This window comes from Bordetella genomosp. 4, assembly GCF_002261185.1.
Lineage (GTDB): Bacteria > Pseudomonadota > Gammaproteobacteria > Burkholderiales > Burkholderiaceae_B > Bordetella_A.
In genome coordinates, this window is record NZ_NEVQ01000001.1 from 336,023 (window position 1) to 353,433 (window position 17,411).

The window sequence follows — 17,411 nt, forward strand, 5'->3', positions numbered from 1 at the left end:
GGTATTCGCCATGTCTGGTTATCGTCCTTTGAATCGATCGTCCACGCTTCTTGCGTCGTGCCTGGCCGTCTTGATGATAGCCGGGTGTGCTGTCGGCCCCGACTTTGCCACGCCCTCGCCCGAGGCGCCCGACGATTGGACGAGTTGGCGCAGTGCGGATGACAGTTTGCGTAGTTCAGCGATGACCAGCGCCATGTTGCCCGCAGATTGGTGGCGGGCATTTGGCGATCCCGTACTTGATGGATTGGAACGGCGCGCCTTCGAAGGCAGCCCCGATCTGCAGACCGCTGCATTGCGTCTCGCGCAGGCGCGGACACAACGCTCTGTCACTGCGGCGCAGCGGGGGCCCGATATTAACGCCAGCGGTGGCGTGAACCGGCAGCGTCAGAGTGAATACGGCGCAAGCGTGCGCTTGATTGATGCCGTGGCCGCAGAGGGCAATCGGGATGATCTCGTCAAACTGCTATCGGAGCCTTTCACCTTGTACCAGGCGGGATTTGACGCCTCTTGGGAGTTGGACTTGTGGGGACGTGTACGTCGGTCCGTCGAGGCTGCCGATGCAGATGTCGCCCAGCAGAGCGCTTTATTGGACTTGACCCGACTGACCTTGGTGAGCGACGTTGCGCGCAACTATTTCGATCTACGGACCACGCAGAACCAGATCCGTTTGACGCGCGAGGATATCGCAACCTTGCAGGATCGTCTGGAACTCCTGGAGGCACAAGTACGCGGAGGAACGATCAATCACTTGAATCTGGAGCAGCAGCGTGCTGAACTGTCGGCGTTCAAGGCACAACTGCCCGGATTGCTGGCACAGGAAGGGTCAGGCATCAACCAGATTGCCCTGCTGTTGGGACAACGGCCGGGCTCGTTGCGTGCCGAACTGACGGCGCCAGTCGCCCCGGAGCAGCCTGCATTACCCGATTTGGCTTTAGGGCTGCCCTCAGAGGTGGCATTGCGCCGGCCCGATATCCGCGCGGCCGAAGCTCGTTTGCATAGCGCCACCGCTGCCATCGGCATCGCCAAAGCGGATCTATACCCGAGTATTCGACTGGGTGCGCGATTCGGATACGAGAGCTACCTTAGCGGCGAGTTTTCGGATTGGGGCAGCCGCACATGGTCGATCGGTCCTACTTTGAACCTCCCTATCTTCGATCACGGCAGACGTACGAGCGTGGTGCAACTGCGCGAACTGCAGCAGCAGGAAGCCGCGGTGAACTATCAACAAACTGTGCTCAAGGCCTGGCAGGAAATCGATGATGCGTTGAGCGGCTACACCGCCGAACAGCAAAACCTCAGGGAGCTCGAGCGTCGCGTGCATGCGGCGCAACAGGCTTATCAGCTGGCGCAGGTCCAATACGACGGCGGTGTCGTCGATTTCATGATCGTGCTGGATACTCAGCGCGGTTATGTTGCCGCGCGCCGTGATTTGGCGCTCAGCCAGGGACGCCTGAACACTCGCTTTATCGCAGTGAACAAAGTGCTCGGCAACATACCACTTGTTTCGGACGCATCGCAAATGACAGTCCGGCAGTGATGAGGTGTTGCGTGCCAGAATCAGGCCGTGGCGTCTTGCTCGAATTGGCGAAGCTTGCGCACGGCGATCTCATGATGTAATCGTTCAACCATCATGCCGTCGAGACTGATCACGCCGGCGTTTGCGTTCTCGGGCAGGTCGTAGGCTGCCACTATTTTTCTCCACCAGGCAATTTGCTCTTCGCTGGGGCTGAATGCCTTGTTCACCGTTTCGACCTGAGCGGGGTGGATAATGGTTTTTCCGTTCATTCCCAGCGCACGTGCGACTTCGCATTCTGCACGTAGTGCATCCGTGTTTTTGATATCGTTGAGTACACCGTCGATGACCGCCATATCGAACGATTTTGCCACCAGCATGACGTGGCTGAACCAGGGCATCAGATTGCAGCGGTCTTTTCCGGGATCGATATCGCTATCCTTGACGAGGTCATTGGTACCGAGGATCAAGCATTCGAGGCCGGAATTTTTGCCTTGCTCGACGATGTTTTCCAATCGGAGGATACCGAGAGGGTTTTCCACCATGCTCCATATCTTTGGCGGCTGACGGGTCTGTGCAGAGAGCTCCACATACGCGTCATGTATATGCTGCGGCGTCGTCACTTTAGGCAGGAGCACCGCATCAGGCATGATCCGGGCCGCGACGGCGAGATCGTCTTTCCAGTAATCGGTATCATCGGCATTGGCGCGTATGACCAGATACTTTCCCTGGAAACTGGCGCGCTCCTTTGTCAGAAACTCAGCGAGTCCGGATCTCGCCTGTGCCTTCTGTTCCGGGAGAACACTGTCTTCCAGGTCAAAGATGACCGCGTCGACATGCAGGGTTGCCGCCTTACGCATGGCCTTTTCGTTGATGGCGGGTACATAAATAACGCTGCGTAGTTTTCTGTTCATATCGTTCAGGACGGGTTTGGGGCTCGTTTGATAGTATGCCAGACGTGGTTTCGTTACCTTCGTTCTCGCTACGCCCGACGGCGGCTTGAAAATGCATTCCGGGAGCCACCGCTGGAGCTTTTTGGAAGCATGGATTAAAAAGGGAGAATCCCTTTTGGAGACGCCACCCATGAACCGCTCACTAACGTCCCTTTCTCCCGAAACACAAGCTGATGCCGCTTGGCTTGCCCGAGTTCATCTTGCCGCAGCGAATCGGCTCGCCGTTCATGATCAATTGGAAGAAGGCATCGACAATCATTTCACCATGATGGTGCCCGGATATGAAGACCGCTACCTGGTACTGCCGTTCGGCCGCCATTGGTCAGAGGCCCGGGCCAGCGATCTCATCGTCTTCGACGAGAACGGACAGGTGTTGGAAGGTGACGGAGACCTGGAGCTGAGCGCGTTCTGTATTCATGCGCCGCTGCATCGGATCACCGGAGCCAAGGTCATCCTGCACACACACCAAACCTGGGCATTGGCGCTGAACATGCTGGAGGACAACCGTCTACTGCCATGCAGCCAGACAGCGGCGTTTTTCACTAAAAATATTGCGTATGACGATGACTACACGGGTCTGGCAGACACCCTGAGCGAAGGAGAGCGGCTGGCTGCCCTGATTGGCGACAAGCACGTGCTCTTTATGAAAAATCATGGCGTCCTCGTGGTCGGCGATACCGTCGCACAGGCGTACCGCCGCCTGTACAAACTCGAGAGAGTCTGCAGGGCTCAGATACTGGCGATGTCGGCGGGCAAGCCCCTTTCGGTGCTGCCGGACGCGCTCGTTGACCGGGTGGACACTCCCAACCCTAAAGACAGCCACTCGCGCGCTGAACGTGACAGGCTTTATTTCGAGGCCATGATGCGCGTGTTGGATCGGGTCATGCCTGGCTACGCGGAATAAGGTCCCGGCGCGCACGCTCATCCGCCGCGGCGGCTCCATGCTTTAGCCGGGTTTACGAAAGTCATTCTCAACCCAAGCCGTGGCTGTGCCCAGCGTGAACTTGTAGTTCGGCGCGACCGTGACCTCTGCAATGGTTTCGCCGTATTCATCCACGGCGCTGAGCATTGCAAAGGGCTGATCTTCGTCCGGGACGATGTCCAGTTTGACCGTCAGTGTGGCCTCCGGCGTTGTCACTCTGACGCTCTTGTGCAACTGCGCGTGCAGTTGTTGCTCGTGCCTGCGGATCACCTCGGATGCCGTCTTGACCAAAGTGCGAAAGGCGGTGGGGTCCAAGGGCTTAGGGTTTTTTTTGTCGCGCCCCATCGTCCAGGGGCCCACCAGCGCCGGTTCGGATTCGCCTTCGCGGGTCATCTCGACGGCCCAGCCGTCGTCTTCCTCGTTCTTGATGACGCGTGCCGTCCAGCCGTTGTCACGCCACAAGTGCGGTTCGTGAATGCTGTCGTCCGTCGTGTTGTCACCCTCGTGCTCGAGGGTGGGTGTGTCATGGCGTGTGCCCACAGTGGATGCTCCGTGTTGCGATGCCAGTCATCCAGAGTGGATACTGAAGATTCATCCACTATTATCGCAGAGCGTGCGCCCACCCTTGGGTATGCGTGGCCAAGTGTGGACGCCGCGTGCCTCCCGTCTACGAATGCGTAATGTTCGTCCCTAACACTTTCATGCACTCGCGCATGAACGCAGCCAGGCCAGTCCAGCCTTTTGCCGACACCATGGTCCCATCCACATAAGCTTCGTGTGGCTTCACATCGATGTAGGTGCCACCGGCAAGGATAACCTCGGGCTCGCAGGCGCCCAGTGCGGCTACCTTCTTCCCTCGGATCACGCCCTCTACTGCGACCAGGATCTGCACCCCATGGCATATGGTGAAGATCGGTTTTTTAGCCTCATGGAAGTGGCGCACCATGGCTTGGATACGCTTGTCAGTGCGGATATATTCCGGGCCGCGGCCGCCTGCGCAGTAGACCGCATCATATTCCTCGACGTTCACCTCGGAGAACGTCTTGTTGATTTCGGCCAGATGGCCAAATCGCTCGATATAGGTTTGATGTCCTTCGAAATCGTGCAGCGAGGTCTGGATCATTTCACCCGCTTTCTTGTCCGGGCAGATCACATGGACGGTATGGCCTACGGCCTCCATTCCTTGCTGGAACACATAGATTTCATATTCTTCGGTGAATTCACCGCAGAGCATCAGAATTTTCTTGCCTCTCATTTGGTTCTCCTTTTGGCTTTTATCACGACCGGATGGTGGTCCGGTCAACTGTCGTCAGAATGGGCTGTCAGGGAAATAGAACTGGTCGGCGTTCTCGGGGGTGATCAATGGCGCGTCGAGCTTGAAATTGCCACGCATCGGCGCCTGACCGCTGAGCTGGGCCGCCGTCATATAGATGGCCGATTTGATCATCGACGGCGGATAGGGCGTCGAGATCGGGGTGACCGGGTTCTTGGCCTTTACCAGTTCGATCACGTCTTTCATGCCGTTGCCGCCTAGCGCATATTTGATCTCGGTACGGCCGGATTGCTTGATCGCTTCCAACACACCCAGCAGCATGTCGTCGTCATTGGCCCAGACGGCGTCGATCTGGGGATACTTGGCCAGATAGTCCTGCATCAGCGTAAAGGCCTGATCCTGGTTCCAGTTGGCATACTGAATATCGAGTATCTTGATGTCTGTGCCCTTGATGACGTCGGTGAACCCCTTGATTCGTTCATCGTCAATGACGGTCGGGATGCCTCGCAGCACGACGATTTTTCCTTTTTTGCCCAACTTTTCTGCCAGCCACTTCGCCGTGTTCGCGCCGACGGCGATATTGTCGCCCGCGACATATAGATCCTGAATCGTGGGATCAGTCAGACCGCGATCCACGACTGCGATAAAGGCGCCGCCTGCCTTGACCTGTGCGACGGGGCCGGTCAGTTCTTCTGAGGTGAACGGCAGGATGACCAACGCGTCGAGGTTTCGGCCGGCGGATAGATCTTCCAATGCCGATACCTGCGCAGTCGCCGAAGGCGATGTCTTTACCACGACGTCGATATTCGGAAATGCGGCTTTTATCTCTTTCGCAGCCTGTTCTGCGTGATAAACAACGCCTCCCGTCCAGCCGTGGGTGGCCGCCGGGATGGAAACGGCAATGGTCTTTTTGCTCTGTGCCAAAGCACTGGTTGCGGTACATGCCATAAGGCTGACTGTCAGCATGGCGAGCACACGCTTGGTCATGGATGTCATTTTGTGTCTCCTGATTATGGTTGTCATTTCGTGTCTACTCTGAAAGCATCCATCCTTCGTCGTGATGGTTATTTGATGAAGCGGTGGGCCAACATGGCAAGGATGATGATTACGCCTTGTACGGCTGCGACGAGGTATTCCGAAACCATGTTGGATAGCACCATCAGATTGGCGATCATCTCCAGAATCAATGCGCCGGCGACAGTTCCCCAAATTCGCGCCTTGCCGCCTCGAAGTAAGGTGCCGCCGATCACAACGGCGGTGATGACCTGCAATTCCCACAGTTGGCCTGTCGTTGGTGTCGCGGCGCCGAGTCGAGGGATGTAGCAGATCGCCGCAATGGCGACACATAGCCCCTGTATCACAAAGGCTATGGTGCGGACCTTCGTGACCGAAATGCCCGAAAAGCGAGCTACATCGGCATTTGAGCCGACGGCCATGCAGCGGCGTCCGTATTTGGTCCGGTACAGAATGAACGCGCCGATCAGGGCAACGATCAATGTGATGGCCACCGGTATCGGAATGCCCAGCACATCGCCGAAATAGACGGGCCGGTAGGGTTCGCGTAGCGCCCGGGCCATCGGAATCGAACCACCATCGGACATCCACGTGATCAGCGCGCGAAAGATTCCCATCGTGCCAAGCGTGGCGATGAACGGTTCGATTTTGCCGACCGTCACGATCAGTCCATTGAGCAACCCACAGGCCGCACCGACCAGGATTCCCACGACCGCACCGACCAAGATAGCGTTTGCGCCGATCGATGGCTCAAGCCGGTTCATCGTCAGAATCATGATGCCCGTCACGAATGCCATCATCGATCCGACCGACAAGTCGAGACAGCGAGATGAGATCACGAACGTGGCGCCCACTGCGATGATGGCAATGAACGCCGATCGCGTGACGACATTCGCCATATTGGTCCCGGTCGCGAAGTTCGAGTTCAGCACCATGCCGGCCAACATCACCACGGCTAACGCGATGAACGGGCCCATGGCGGCCCAGCGGATGCGCCGCGGCGCTTTAATGATCGCGATATGCGTCGTCGCGCTTGTCATTCTGATCTCCTACCTTATTTATCGTTATGTGGTCTTGCTGGTCCGTCTCGTACGCGTTCCCACTGGTGGCCGCATAGACGACGTTATGCTCGGTAATCTGATCGCCGGTGAGTTCGGCGGCGATGCGTCCTCCACGCATCACCAGAACCCTATCTGCCAAGCCGACAAGCTCCGGCAGCTCTGATGAGATCACGATGCAAGCCTTATTCGATCGAACCAGGTGATCGATGAAGTCATAGATCTGGCTTTTGTTGCCGATGTCGATGCCGCGTGTCGGCTCATCGATGATGACAACGCAAGGGTCGGTCATCATCACCTTTGCCAGCAGCAGCTTTTGCTGATTGCCTCCGGACAGTTGGCCCGCGTTCAAATGGACCGATCGGGCGCGAATGTCGTAGTCGCGAACGGCTTTGTCCAGTGCGGCGGCCTCTTTGTCGCGATTTAGCGCGAGGCGCGGATGGATCCGGTCAAGAGCTTGTAAGGTCAGGTTCGGGGCCAGTGGCTCGTCCAGCAGAAGCCCCTTTCCCTTGCGGTCCTCGGTGAGATAAACCAGGCCCAGTTCTCGCCAGTCCTTGACAGAGCGGTGCTCGACGGCAGTACCCGCCAGCTCGACGCGGGTTGCTTCGGCGGGCCGCAGGCCCATCAACCCTTCAAACAATTCGGTCCGGCCAGAACCGATCATGCCGCCGATACCCAGCACCTCGCCGCGACGAACCGTCAGGCTTGCTTGGACTGCGCCATGATCGACCGATAGCTGTTCGACGGCCAGCAGCGGTGTGCCTGAAGGCTGCGAGCGTTTAGGGGGATACAAGACATCGAGTTGGCGACCGACCATGAGCTCGGCCATGCGGCGTTGCGACAGGTCAGCCGCGGGCCATGTGCCGATCATCTTTCCATCTCGCAGTACGGTGACGCGGTCGGCCAGTGCCTCGACCTCGTCCAGACGGTGCGAAATATATAGGACAGCGACTCCTTGAGCCCTCAGTCCCCGCACGACTTCCAGCAATGCGGCGACTTCGTCGTTGGCCAGGACGGCGGTGGGCTCATCAAAAATCACGACCTTGCGTGGTTGCAGCAGCGCCCGGCCGATTTGTACTAATTGCCGCTGTGCCAATGGCAGATCGCCCACATGGTCGCGCGGGTGGCAATGCGCGCCGATAGACGCCAGCACTTCGGCGGTGCGTTGGTCCATGGTGCGATCATCGATCAGGATGCCACGCGATAACTCCCGGCCAAGAAACAGGTTCTCTGCAACGGTCAGATCCGGTGCCAGCAGGATTTCCTGATGCACCAGGACCACGCCCGCGGCCTCTGCCGCAGCAGCATCGGGGAAAGCGATGGGCTGCCCCCGCATGAGCAGATGACCCGCGGTGGGACTCACGTAGCCGGCCAACAGCTTCATCAGCGTTGATTTTCCGGCTCCGTTTTCACCTATGACCGCGTGGACCTCGCCGGCGCGAATATCCAGCGTGACATCGGACAGGACGGTGACCGGTCCATAGACTTTCGTCAGGCCCTCCGCGGCAAGCGCCGCAGCGGTACGCGCTTCTGCCGCCAACGGGATGGTGGCCGATAGCGATAGCGCGTCCACGGCATTCATTCGAAGGCCGCCATCAGGCGATCACGTGAACACAGGATGTGTTCACGCATCGCCGCTTGCGCAGCGGTCGCGTCCCCCGCCCGGAACGCGGCCAGCAGCTTCTCGTGTTCTTCCAGCGCCTCTTGGGTGACGCGGCTGTGGAACATCAGGCGAAACAGGTGCAGGTGGACATGCTGGTTGAAAAGCGTGGTGCGGATGACCTCGTTTCCAGCAATTCGCATGATCTCGTCGTGAAAGTGCGAGTCGATCCGAGCAAAGCGTGAATAACGGCTGGTCCGATCTATCGGCGTTCCGCCGTCCGCCATGTCGGCGGCAATGCTTTCAAGCTGCTCCAGCGCGGCGGGGGTCATATTGAGCGCCGCTAGACGTGCGCCTTCCGGCTCGACGAGCAAGCGAAAGTTGAACAAGTCCTCGAATTGCTTGCGGCCCAACTGCGGAGCGGCGCTGTAGCCGATGAGGTGTGCCTTGTGGACCAACCCTTCGCGTTCCAGGCGCGAAAGGGCTTCCCGCACAGGTGTCTGTGAAACGTTCAGTTCTCGCGCGATCAAGTCGATGGGAATGCGGGCGCCGGGCGCAATGGCGAGCGACATCAGCCTTTCATTGATGGCGTCATAGACGTCGTCAACCACGCTGGAGCGGCGTACGGATACACCAGTTTGAGTTTCTCGTAGTACAGCCATTTTGCTCGCGCACACCCTGTAAGTTGACCTTGACATGCCCGAATGGTGACAAATACCATATCGAATGTCAAATAAAATATCCTATACGATATGATTTTTTAGGTCCGGCCGACACCCGGATGGCACGCGAACAGCGGCGGCCGACAACAATGAGGGGTCAGTGATGGTGAATTTCGGTGCAATAAGATCGCCGGGCGAAGTGATATTTGGCTGCGGACAACGCAAGGCTCTGGGACTCGTGGCGAAACGGCTGGGGCGGCGGGCGCTGGTCGTCACAGACCAACGCCTCGCCGCGGATGCCGATTTCCAGGCCATGGTGGTGGATTTGAAAACCAGCGGCCTGACCGTGCGAATCGAAAGGGGCACCTTGCCGGACGTGCCGGTCCGAGCCGCGGTCCTTGCTGCCGACGCGGCCCGCGAGTTTGCCGCCGACGTGGTGATAGGTGTCGGCGGAGGCTCTTGCCTGGACATGGCTAAATGCCTCGCGCTGCTGCTGAGCCATGGCGGGCAACCTCAGGATTACTACGGCGAACTGAAGGTGCCTGGCCCGATTCTGCCGGTGATTGCGGTCCCGACGACCGCCGGGACCGGGTCAGAGGTCACCCCGGTCGCTGTCCTGTCAGATGACCAGCGCACACTCAAGGTGGGCATCTCCAGTCCCTATCTAATCCCCATGGTGGCGATCTGCGATCCTGAGTTGACGTTGACTTGTCCGTCGACGTTGACCGCCATCGCCGGCGCCGATGCGCTGACCCATGCGATCGAGGCTTTCACCGCCGCGCGTCGCGAGGTGACGCCAGGTCTAACTCAGGAAAGGGTGTTCATCGGCAAAAATGCCTTATCAGATCAGTTTGCGCTGACCGCGATCTCACTGTTGTGGCAAGGACTCGAGGCTGTTTGCGCTGATGGCGGCAACCTGGCTGCACGATCTCAAGTCATGCAGGGGGCGACGTTCGCGGGCTTGGCTTTTGGTGTCGCCGGCACGGCCGCAGCCCATGCAATTCAATACCCCGTTGGGGCAGTTACCCACACCGCGCATGGTGCGGGGGTGGCCTGCTTGATGCCCTGGGTGATGGAGTGGAATCGTCCGGTGATCGGCACGGAGCTGGATCAAATGGCTGCCGTCATGAACCTGGCTGACGGTGGCGCCGTGATCCCCGCCGTCGCAGCGCTATTCGCCCGTATCGGGATTCCATCCACGCTAACGCAGCTTGGGTTGACCGAAGACCAACTGGATTGGGTTGCGGATCAAGCGTGCGGCATCGAGCGGCTGATCCAGAACAATCCTCGTCCGCTTGATCGCAGTAACATGCGAAAGCTGCTCGAGGCATCTTTTTTCGGTGTTGCGGATTTGATGCAGGACGTAGAGGTGGCGTAGCTGGCGCGCTCGAATTCACATAATCGCAGCATTTCACGGTGGACTTTCAACGATGGCCCAGGACCTTTATCGAAACCGTGATTTCATTCCGGACTTCGACGAGATCATTGCCGAGACGGCTGCGCGCTCTCGTGAGTTCGTCAGAGGTGTCGATATGCGGCGCGACGTGCCCTATGGTTCGGGCCCGCGTGAACGGATGGACATCATTCTTCCGCCTCGTATGGCAAAGGGTGCGCCGATCCATGTGTTCATTCACGGCGGCTACTGGCGCTCGGGCAGCAAAGAAGATCACTGGCTGGTCGCTGCGCCGGTGTTGGCCGCGGGCGGTGTTGCCGTCCTTGTCACGTACGACCTCATGCCTGGCACGAGACTGGGCACCATCGTTTCCCAAGTTCGCGCGGCTGTCCGGCATATAGTCACAATGGCTGCCGATATTGGGGCGGATTCCACCAAGCTCACTGCCAGCGGCCATTCGGCAGGCGCACATTTGGCGAGTTATTTAGCCGCGCAGGGGCCCGAGGAAGGTTCACCACCAGACTTGCCTGCGCCTCGCGGCCTGTTGCTTGTCAGTGGCATTTACAACCTGACCGATATTCCAGGCAGTTTCCTGAAGAGCGAAGCGCAGATGACGCCGGCCGAGGCCGCGGCATGGTCGCCTCTGACCTCTCGTCAATTTCCCGGTCCTCGGCGTATCGTGATGGTCAGTGAAATGGACTCCACGCCATTTCATTCTCAAGGCCACGAGTTTGCCTCTTTTCTCGAGCGCACCACGCATGACGGGCAGTTCCGGATGGAAGCTGGCCTGAACCATCTCACTGTCGTTCTCGCCTTGGGAGATCCCAAGAGTCCCGCAGGGCTTTGTCTCTCGGATTTGGTTACTGGCTGAGGTCCGCCAGTCCGGTCAAATGCGGCTATCCTCTAGTACGCAAGAGGCGTTTCGTGCCTTATCGTGATTTTGCGCATCACGGCCCCACGTTCTCTGATCGCGGGGATTCATGCCTGACCGATCATTAAGGAGACACCATGCTTTCTCATGATATTTCTAAGAAACGAGCGGTCTTCCGTGAGTTGCATCAGTCAGGTTGTTTCGTGATGCCCAATCCTTGGGACGCCGGCAGTGCCGCCTTGCTGGCGGGACTTGGTTTCAAGGCATTGGCCACTACCAGCGCTGGCTACGCCTGGTCGTGTGGCCGCGCAGACGGACAACTGACGCGTGCTGACGTGCTGGCGCATATGCGTGCAATGGTTCTGGCCACTGACCTGCCCATCAATGCCGATTTCGAGAGCGGATTTGGTGAGACGGCTGAAGGCGTAGGCGAAAGTGTGCGGATGGCGGTAGACACCGGCGTAGCCGGCATTTCCATCGAAGACTCGACAGGAAATCAGACTATGCCGTTGCGAGGAATTGACGAGTCCGTCGAACGAATACGCGCGGCACGTGAGGCAATAGACGCCAGCGGCGGCGATACGCTGTTGGTTGGCCGTGCAGAAAATTTTTTCGTCGGACAACCTGATCTCGACGACACCCTTATCCGCCTCAAGGCCTACGCCGATGCGGGGGCGGACTGTCTCTACGCCCCAGGCATCAAAACGCGTGAACAAATCACGGCGGTCGTGTCGGCCGTCGCGCCCAAGCCTGTCAATGTATTGATCGGCTGGGACAGCGATCTGACGCTGCAGGACTTGGCCGGCCTTGGTGTCAGACGCATCAGCCTCGGCGGCGCGTTGGCGCGTGCAGCATGGGGCGGCGTTTTGCAAGTCGCGCGCTCAATCGCCGAACAGGGACGGTTCGATGGCTTTGCGAACGCACCGTCCGGGCGGGAGCTCAACGTCCTGTTCGGAAAATAAGCGCCATGCTGCTGTATCGCGGACGGCGTTGACCAGGATGCTCCGGTGCGGCGAGTGAAAACTCGCCCGCTGGATTTCGCGGCAAACTCAAGACGTGTTGTGACGATTCAGGTCAATGGCCAATTCGCTGCCGAGCCAATTGATGAAGTAATGGAGCGACCGTTTAATTGTCGCAGCGATGGGAAAGACCAGTGTGTGGTTACATGCCTGAATATCGATAGATCTCCCAGTTAATGGCGCCACAAGCTTGCCTTCTGCGATCTCCCGTTGTGCAATCAGCGAAGACTCGAGCGCAACGCCTAGACCGTCTACTGCTGCGCGGACGCACAAGAAATTGCGATCGAAACTCAGCCCTTTGATTGTTGGCGCAGCAACGCCGTTGTCCGAAAACCATTGCATCCAACGGACTTGTCGGTTGTAGCTGTCCAATAGCGGCAGTTTGAGCAGATCCGCGGGCTTCTTTATCCGGCGCGCCAGATCCGGCGAGCACAAAGGCGCAATGATTTCATTGCCCAGGGGCAGTTCGCAGAGGCCGTCCGCAGATCTGTGATCAAAGACGATGTCGGCATCGAATTCATGGCGTTGAAATCGTAAATAGTCGGTGTCGGCCGACAAATGCAGCTCGATGCTCGGATATCGAGAGAGGAATGACGTCAGTCGCGGCGTCAGCCACTGTGCGGCAAAACTGGGAGCGCAATGCAAGCGCAGGCGTTCGGGTGTAGCGCCGGAAATCGCCTCTATCCCTCGGCGCAGATCATCGAATCCACGCCCCACGTACAGCATCAAGGCTTCGCCATCCGGAGTCAGTTGGACGCTTCTGCCTTCGCGTTGAAACAAGCTCGTCCCCAACTGCGCCTCCAGTTTTCGCACTGCATGACTGACGGCGCTAGGCGTCAGAAACAGCTCCGCGGCTGCTTTCGTAATCGAGTGGGTGCGTGCAGCGGCTTCGAAGCTACGCAGCAGTACGACCGGGATGTGGTTTGTCATAGTCAATATGTGAATTCAATTCAACTATTTATGTATATAACGCGTTTGTGAAAACAGCTGGGGTATCGCAGAATGAATTGAGCTGCCTATAGACAAAAAAGGCGGTGCCCGGCAGTGCCGGAGAAAAACAATAACCTACTTGGAGACAACAGAGACATGAATTCAATTTTCCGATGCTTGGCCATTGCAGCCGCCGTCATGGCGATCGCGCCATCCGCCCTCGCGCAGACCAAGGCGCGCCTCGGTCACGTATTCGCACAGGGATCGCCCGCCGATGTCGCCAGCCATAAATTCGCGGACTTAGTGAAGGAACGCACGAACGGCGAAGTGCAGATCACCATTTTTCCCAACAACCAATTGGGCGGTGACGAGGCCTTGGGCCGGGACTTGAGCCGCGGCTCGCTGGAGTTCGCCTTTCTCAATCCGGGGTCGTTAGCGGGCTTGGACCCTCTGCTGGATTTTCACTATCTCCCTTATATCGCCAGCACGTTTGAGCAAGTAGACAAACTCTTCTTCAATCCGGACGGCATTCTGCAAAAGACGTTGAGCGCTGCACTTATCAAACAGAATATGACGCCGCTCGCGTTCTTCGAGTTGGAGTTTCGTGCCGTGACCAACTCAAAGCGGCCCGTCGTATCGCCTGCCGATCTGAAAGGGCTGAAGGTTCGCGTTCCGGGCTCGGCCTCGATACGCAGCTTCTTTGAGGCTGCGGGCACGCAGACGGTGACCATGCCGTTCTCGAATTTGTTTGTCGCGCTGCAGCAGGGAACTGTGGACGGACAGGACAACGGCGCCACGATCACCTACAACTCGCGGTTGTTCGAAGCACAGAAATACATGACGTTGACCAATCATGTTTACGCCATGGGGACCGTGACGGCCAGTCAGCGATTCTGGAAACGACTGACCGACAAGCAACGTGAAATCATTACCCAGGCGGCGATCGAGGCGGCTGCAGAAGAAGTCAAGAACAGCAGAGCAATGAATGGCGAATATCTCGACAAAATCGCGGCGTCTGGCGTCAAAGTGACCCGCCTCAAACCTGAGGAAATGGCGGAATTCGTTAAGGTGGGTCAGATCGGTTGGGAGCAACTGGCATCGACCTACGGCAAAGATCGGATTCAAGCGCTCAAAGACGAAATCGCGGCTGCCTCGCGTCCCTAGGAGGCCCTCATGTCTCACCATGATGTTGGCAGGGAGGCAGGCGCCCTGGCGTCGCCGCGCCCGCTCAAATCCTGCTTGCAAAGCGCATTGGATAGATTGATGCGATTCGAACTGATCGTGGCCAGGGTGGAAAGCAAGATCGCCATGGCCAGTTGGTTGGTGGCGACGCTATCCGTCCTGGCTTCGCTGGTCATTCGCGCTTTTGCACTGCCTATCCCCGACACAGGGGAATGGGCGCTGGTTGCGATGTCCCCGCTGACATTTGTGGGTGCCGCTCTGTGTAGTCATCTGCACAAGCATTTGACGGCAGACATTGTCGAGATGCTGCCGCGCGGCGCGTTGTTGCAGATACTGGAGGCTGTTATCGCCCTCCTGTTCATTATTTTTTCGGTGTTTCTTTCCGCTTTGGCGCTCGACCTGTTTGACTATGCCTTGTCCTCCAATGAGCGGCTGACCGATCTGGGCACCCCGCTTGCCGTGCCGGTCGCGTTCATATTGCTGGGTGCCCTTCTCATGGGGTTTCACGCGATTGTTGATCTGCTGCGGGCCTGTGCGGGCCGCGAGCCTGGAGGGATCAATCCATGGTGATGATTTTCTTCCTGATGGGCATCATATTGCTTGTCGGTGCGCCGCTGGCGGTGGGATTTGGCCTGCCGATTTTTTTCAGTCTCGATGCACTGGGTCTGTCGATCACTAGCCTCAGCAATATTCCTTACGAGGAAATATCCGCCTTCTCGCTGATCGCCATCCCCTTGTTCATGTTCACCGGCGGCCTCATGAGCGCCAGTGGAATGGCCAAGGAATTGATTGCGCTTTCGGACGTGGCCTTGGGGCGGATTCGTGGCGCGTTCGGTTATATCGCCATTGCCGCGTCAGCGCTCTTGGGCGCGATCACCGGATCGTCCGTGGCCACCGTCGCCGCGGTTGGCGGCATCGTGAGTCCCGAGATGATACGGCGAGGTTATCCCGCGGGGTACGTGGCCGCATTGACAGCGACAGCAGGTCTGTTGGGCGTCTTGTTGCCCCCGTCCATTCCGCTCATCCTGTATGGCGCGACCGTAGGCGTATCGGTTTCGCAATTGTTCACGGCGACACTGTTGCCCGCCGCATTGATGGCGGCACTGTTTCTGGTCGTGCATGTGTTGCTATCACGCCGTCTCTTGCCCCAAGGCGTGGAGCAGCGCACGTCAGAAAATAACGCCGCGCTTGATCATCAGGCTGTCACCCCGTTACGGATAGCTGGCAGAGCGAGCTCCGTGCTGCTGTTGCCGTTCATTATCCTGGGCGGCATCTATGGCGGCATCATGACCCCGACCGAGGCAGCGGCGGTTGGCTGTCTATATGCAGTAGTCGTCGTGGTTCTGCGCCGCATGGTCAGCCACAAGGTGATGGCCGGCGCATTGCGCGAGGCAGTCATCACCGGCGCGGGAATCTTGTTCGTCATCGCCCTGACGGGGGTTTTCAATCGCGCCATGGTGTTGAACCAGGTGCCCCAGGATCTGGCGATATGGGTCGCTACGCACATCGAGAGTCCGCTTGTTTTTCTGCTCACCGTCAATGTCGTATTGCTAGTGGTCGGTTCGTTTATGGAAACGAATGCCTCGATCTTGTTGATGGGGCCGTTACTGGCGCCCGCCGCCGCGCAATTCAACATCGACCCGGTCCATTTCGGAATCATTGTGGCGACCAATCTAGAGATTGGCCTGCTCACTCCTCCGATGGCGGCCAACCTCTATGTCGCAGCACGCGCGGCCAATGTGCCGATGCTGAAGATGCTGCGGTATCTCGCGTATTTCTTCACTGCAGCATTGATCGGCCAGGCGCTGATCACCTATGTCCCCTTCTTTACCCTCTGGTTCCGATAACTTTCCCCCGTATTGAAATCACAGATGAATGATGACAACGAAACATACCTGGGCGCGGCGCTGCCCAGGTTTTCCAAGGCTGCAGTCGTGCGAGCATTCGGCACACCACTGGAAATCAAAGACGTGCCGATTCCGACAGAGGTAGAACCTGGCGCACTGATCGTCAAGACCTCTGCTTGCTCGATTTGCGGCACCGATGTGCATTTGGCACGAGGTAATTTGGCACTGAAAGTCGACCTGCCCGTGATCCTGGGGCATGAGATGGTTGGCCGTGTGGTTGCTATCGGCCAAGGGGCTGAGCGCGATAGCGTCGGTCAACCCGTGCGGATCGGCGACCGCATTTTATGGACGCACACTTCCTGCGGTTCCTGCTATTTCTGCACGGTCGCCAATCAGCCGACGTTGTGCGAAAACAGACGCGCCTACATGTACGAGAGCAGCGAAAAGCCTCCTTATCTGCTGGGCGGCTTTTCAGAGTACGGCTATGTATTGCCCGAGTCTGGCCGTGTTCGTGTCCCTGACAATCTGGACGATGCCGTGGCGAGCCTGTGCAGTTGTGCATTTCGATCGGTCATGAATGCGTTCGACAATCTGGGCCCGATCGACCCCTCAGAGCACGTCGCCATCCAGGGCGCGGGACCGCTCGGGATTCTCGCTGCGGCAGTGGCGCGAGTGGCTGGCGCGCGTACAGTCAGTGTGATTGGCGCGCCCGCTAGCCGGCTGCAAATGGCCGAGGATTTCGGCGCGACCCATACTTTCAATCTGGAAGGCTCCACGCACGAGGAGCGCGCAGAACAACTACGCGCCATGACGGGAGGCCGTGGGCCCGACATGGTGCTGGAGTTCACAGGGTTTCCCGGCGCGTTCAACGAGGGGCTGGATCTGGTTCGCAAGGGAGGGCGCTATCTCACCGTGGGCCAGCTTGGCGCTGGCGCGACGACATTCAGTCCCTCTCTCATCGTCAAGAAGAACATTCGCGTCATCGGTTCATTCTCAGGTGATGTAAAGTCATATTGGAAAGCCCTGCAGTTCGCGTCGGCGCATATCGATCACATTCCGTTCAGAAAAATGATCTCCGGTACTTACAAGCTGGAGGACGTGAATGTGGCTCTGGAAAAGATGCACCGCTTGGAAGAAATCAAGCCGTTGATCTTGATGGAGTGAGGCCTACGCC

At 58.1% G+C, this 17,411-nt stretch carries 17 protein-coding genes; 9 read left to right on the top strand and 8 right to left on the bottom strand.

Features of this window, described 5'->3' with window-relative positions:
- Positions 1-10: 10 nt before the first annotated feature.
- A complete protein-coding gene (locus tag CAL20_RS01575) occupies positions 11-1,537 on the top strand; it encodes an efflux transporter outer membrane subunit (protein ID WP_094837004.1) in 1,527 nt (508 codons plus the stop codon).
- Positions 1,538-1,557: 20 nt separating this feature from the next.
- On the opposite strand, the gene CAL20_RS01580 is transcribed toward CAL20_RS01575, so the two are convergent.
- Positions 1,558-2,598 (bottom strand): HpcH/HpaI aldolase/citrate lyase family protein, encoded by a 1,041-nt coding sequence (locus CAL20_RS01580; RefSeq protein WP_094837005.1) that lies wholly within the window; start codon positions 2,596-2,598, stop codon positions 1,558-1,560.
- Between CAL20_RS01580 and CAL20_RS01585 the strand changes: the two genes are divergently transcribed.
- Positions 2,582-3,370, top strand: coding sequence for a class II aldolase/adducin family protein (locus CAL20_RS01585; protein ID WP_179266605.1), 789 nt, complete (start codon positions 2,582-2,584; stop codon positions 3,368-3,370). The two genes, CAL20_RS01580 and CAL20_RS01585, sit on opposite strands and share 17 nt — an antisense overlap.
- Positions 3,371-3,412: 42 nt before the next feature.
- Here the strand turns inward: CAL20_RS01585 and CAL20_RS01590 are convergent, their stop codons facing one another.
- From CAL20_RS01590 to CAL20_RS01615, 6 genes are all read right to left on the bottom strand, one after another.
- The gene (locus tag CAL20_RS01590; protein WP_094819521.1) at positions 3,413-3,928 is read right to left on the bottom strand and encodes a hypothetical protein; all 516 of its coding nucleotides are present in this window, start codon (positions 3,926-3,928) and stop codon (positions 3,413-3,415) included.
- 127 nt (positions 3,929-4,055) lie between these two features.
- The gene (locus tag CAL20_RS01595; RefSeq protein WP_094819522.1) at positions 4,056-4,643 is read right to left on the bottom strand and encodes a DJ-1/PfpI family protein; all 588 of its coding nucleotides are present in this window, start codon (positions 4,641-4,643) and stop codon (positions 4,056-4,058) included.
- A gap of 54 nt (positions 4,644-4,697) precedes the next feature.
- Positions 4,698-5,657, bottom strand: a complete 960-nt coding sequence (locus tag CAL20_RS01600) for a substrate-binding domain-containing protein (protein WP_094819523.1) — start codon at positions 5,655-5,657, stop codon at positions 4,698-4,700.
- Between the two features lie 68 nt (positions 5,658-5,725).
- Complete coding sequence (locus CAL20_RS01605) at positions 5,726-6,715, bottom strand: ABC transporter permease (protein ID WP_094819524.1); 990 nt, start codon at positions 6,713-6,715, stop codon at positions 5,726-5,728.
- On the bottom strand, positions 6,681-8,315 hold the full coding sequence (locus CAL20_RS01610; protein ID WP_094819525.1) for a sugar ABC transporter ATP-binding protein: 1,635 nt from the start codon (positions 8,313-8,315) through the stop codon (positions 6,681-6,683). Before CAL20_RS01610 ends, CAL20_RS01605 begins: the two co-directional genes overlap by 35 nt.
- Positions 8,312-8,944 (bottom strand): GntR family transcriptional regulator, encoded by a 633-nt coding sequence (locus CAL20_RS01615; protein WP_254923878.1) that lies wholly within the window; start codon positions 8,942-8,944, stop codon positions 8,312-8,314. The genes CAL20_RS01610 and CAL20_RS01615 overlap by 4 nt, the downstream gene beginning before the upstream one ends.
- A 214-nt stretch (positions 8,945-9,158) precedes the next feature.
- Here CAL20_RS01615 and CAL20_RS01620 point away from each other — a divergent pair, with 214 nt between their 5' ends.
- From CAL20_RS01620 to CAL20_RS01630, 3 genes are all read left to right on the top strand, one after another.
- On the top strand, positions 9,159-10,373 hold the full coding sequence (locus CAL20_RS01620; RefSeq protein ID WP_094837006.1) for an iron-containing alcohol dehydrogenase: 1,215 nt from the start codon (positions 9,159-9,161) through the stop codon (positions 10,371-10,373).
- Positions 10,374-10,425: 52 nt separating this feature from the next.
- Positions 10,426-11,259 carry an alpha/beta hydrolase gene (locus CAL20_RS01625; RefSeq protein ID WP_094819528.1) on the top strand — a complete coding sequence of 278 codons (834 nt, stop codon included), beginning with the start codon at positions 10,426-10,428 and terminating at the stop codon, positions 11,257-11,259.
- Between the two features lie 137 nt (positions 11,260-11,396).
- Positions 11,397-12,221, top strand: coding sequence for an isocitrate lyase/PEP mutase family protein (locus CAL20_RS01630; RefSeq protein ID WP_094819529.1), 825 nt, complete (start codon positions 11,397-11,399; stop codon positions 12,219-12,221).
- An 87-nt stretch (positions 12,222-12,308) separates the two neighbouring features.
- On the opposite strand, the gene CAL20_RS01635 is transcribed toward CAL20_RS01630, so the two are convergent.
- The gene (locus CAL20_RS01635) at positions 12,309-13,208 is read right to left on the bottom strand and encodes a LysR substrate-binding domain-containing protein (protein ID WP_094819530.1); all 900 of its coding nucleotides are present in this window, start codon (positions 13,206-13,208) and stop codon (positions 12,309-12,311) included.
- A gap of 156 nt (positions 13,209-13,364) precedes the next feature.
- Between CAL20_RS01635 and CAL20_RS01640 the strand changes: the two genes are divergently transcribed.
- The 4 genes from CAL20_RS01640 to CAL20_RS01655 are packed head-to-tail and all read left to right on the top strand — an operon-like array spanning position 13,365 to position 17,401.
- Complete coding sequence (locus CAL20_RS01640; protein WP_094837007.1) at positions 13,365-14,372, top strand: TRAP transporter substrate-binding protein; 1,008 nt, start codon at positions 13,365-13,367, stop codon at positions 14,370-14,372.
- Positions 14,373-14,381: 9 nt separating this feature from the next.
- Complete coding sequence (locus CAL20_RS01645) at positions 14,382-14,960, top strand: TRAP transporter small permease (RefSeq protein WP_094837008.1); 579 nt, start codon at positions 14,382-14,384, stop codon at positions 14,958-14,960.
- Positions 14,954-16,237 (top strand): TRAP transporter large permease, encoded by a 1,284-nt coding sequence (locus CAL20_RS01650; RefSeq protein ID WP_094837009.1) that lies wholly within the window; start codon positions 14,954-14,956, stop codon positions 16,235-16,237. Before CAL20_RS01645 ends, CAL20_RS01650 begins: the two co-directional genes overlap by 7 nt.
- Positions 16,238-16,261: 24 nt before the next feature.
- Positions 16,262-17,401 (top strand): zinc-binding dehydrogenase, encoded by a 1,140-nt coding sequence (locus tag CAL20_RS01655; protein ID WP_094837010.1) that lies wholly within the window; start codon positions 16,262-16,264, stop codon positions 17,399-17,401.
- Positions 17,402-17,411 lie beyond the last annotated feature (10 nt).

Coding starts and splice junctions, on each gene's coding strand:
- CAL20_RS01625 (WP_094819528.1), top strand. CDS start 10,426: ATGGCCCAGGACCTTTATCGAAACCGTGATTTCATTCCGGACTTCGAC.
- CAL20_RS01640 (WP_094837007.1), top strand. CDS start 13,365: ATGAATTCAATTTTCCGATGCTTGGCCATTGCAGCCGCCGTCATGGCG.
- CAL20_RS01610 (WP_094819525.1), bottom strand. CDS start 8,315: ATGAATGCCGTGGACGCGCTATCGCTATCGGCCACCATCCCGTTGGCG.
- CAL20_RS01645 (WP_094837008.1), top strand. CDS start 14,382: ATGTCTCACCATGATGTTGGCAGGGAGGCAGGCGCCCTGGCGTCGCCG.
- CAL20_RS01575 (WP_094837004.1), top strand. CDS start 11: ATGTCTGGTTATCGTCCTTTGAATCGATCGTCCACGCTTCTTGCGTCG.
- CAL20_RS01650 (WP_094837009.1), top strand. CDS start 14,954: ATGGTGATGATTTTCTTCCTGATGGGCATCATATTGCTTGTCGGTGCG.
- CAL20_RS01630 (WP_094819529.1), top strand. CDS start 11,397: ATGCTTTCTCATGATATTTCTAAGAAACGAGCGGTCTTCCGTGAGTTG.
- CAL20_RS01600 (WP_094819523.1), bottom strand. CDS start 5,657: ATGACATCCATGACCAAGCGTGTGCTCGCCATGCTGACAGTCAGCCTT.
- CAL20_RS01655 (WP_094837010.1), top strand. CDS start 16,262: ATGAATGATGACAACGAAACATACCTGGGCGCGGCGCTGCCCAGGTTT.
- CAL20_RS01620 (WP_094837006.1), top strand. CDS start 9,159: ATGGTGAATTTCGGTGCAATAAGATCGCCGGGCGAAGTGATATTTGGC.
- CAL20_RS01605 (WP_094819524.1), bottom strand. CDS start 6,715: ATGACAAGCGCGACGACGCATATCGCGATCATTAAAGCGCCGCGGCGC.
- CAL20_RS01635 (WP_094819530.1), bottom strand. CDS start 13,208: ATGACAAACCACATCCCGGTCGTACTGCTGCGTAGCTTCGAAGCCGCT.
- CAL20_RS01580 (WP_094837005.1), bottom strand. CDS start 2,598: ATGGGTGGCGTCTCCAAAAGGGATTCTCCCTTTTTAATCCATGCTTCC.
- CAL20_RS01595 (WP_094819522.1), bottom strand. CDS start 4,643: ATGAGAGGCAAGAAAATTCTGATGCTCTGCGGTGAATTCACCGAAGAA.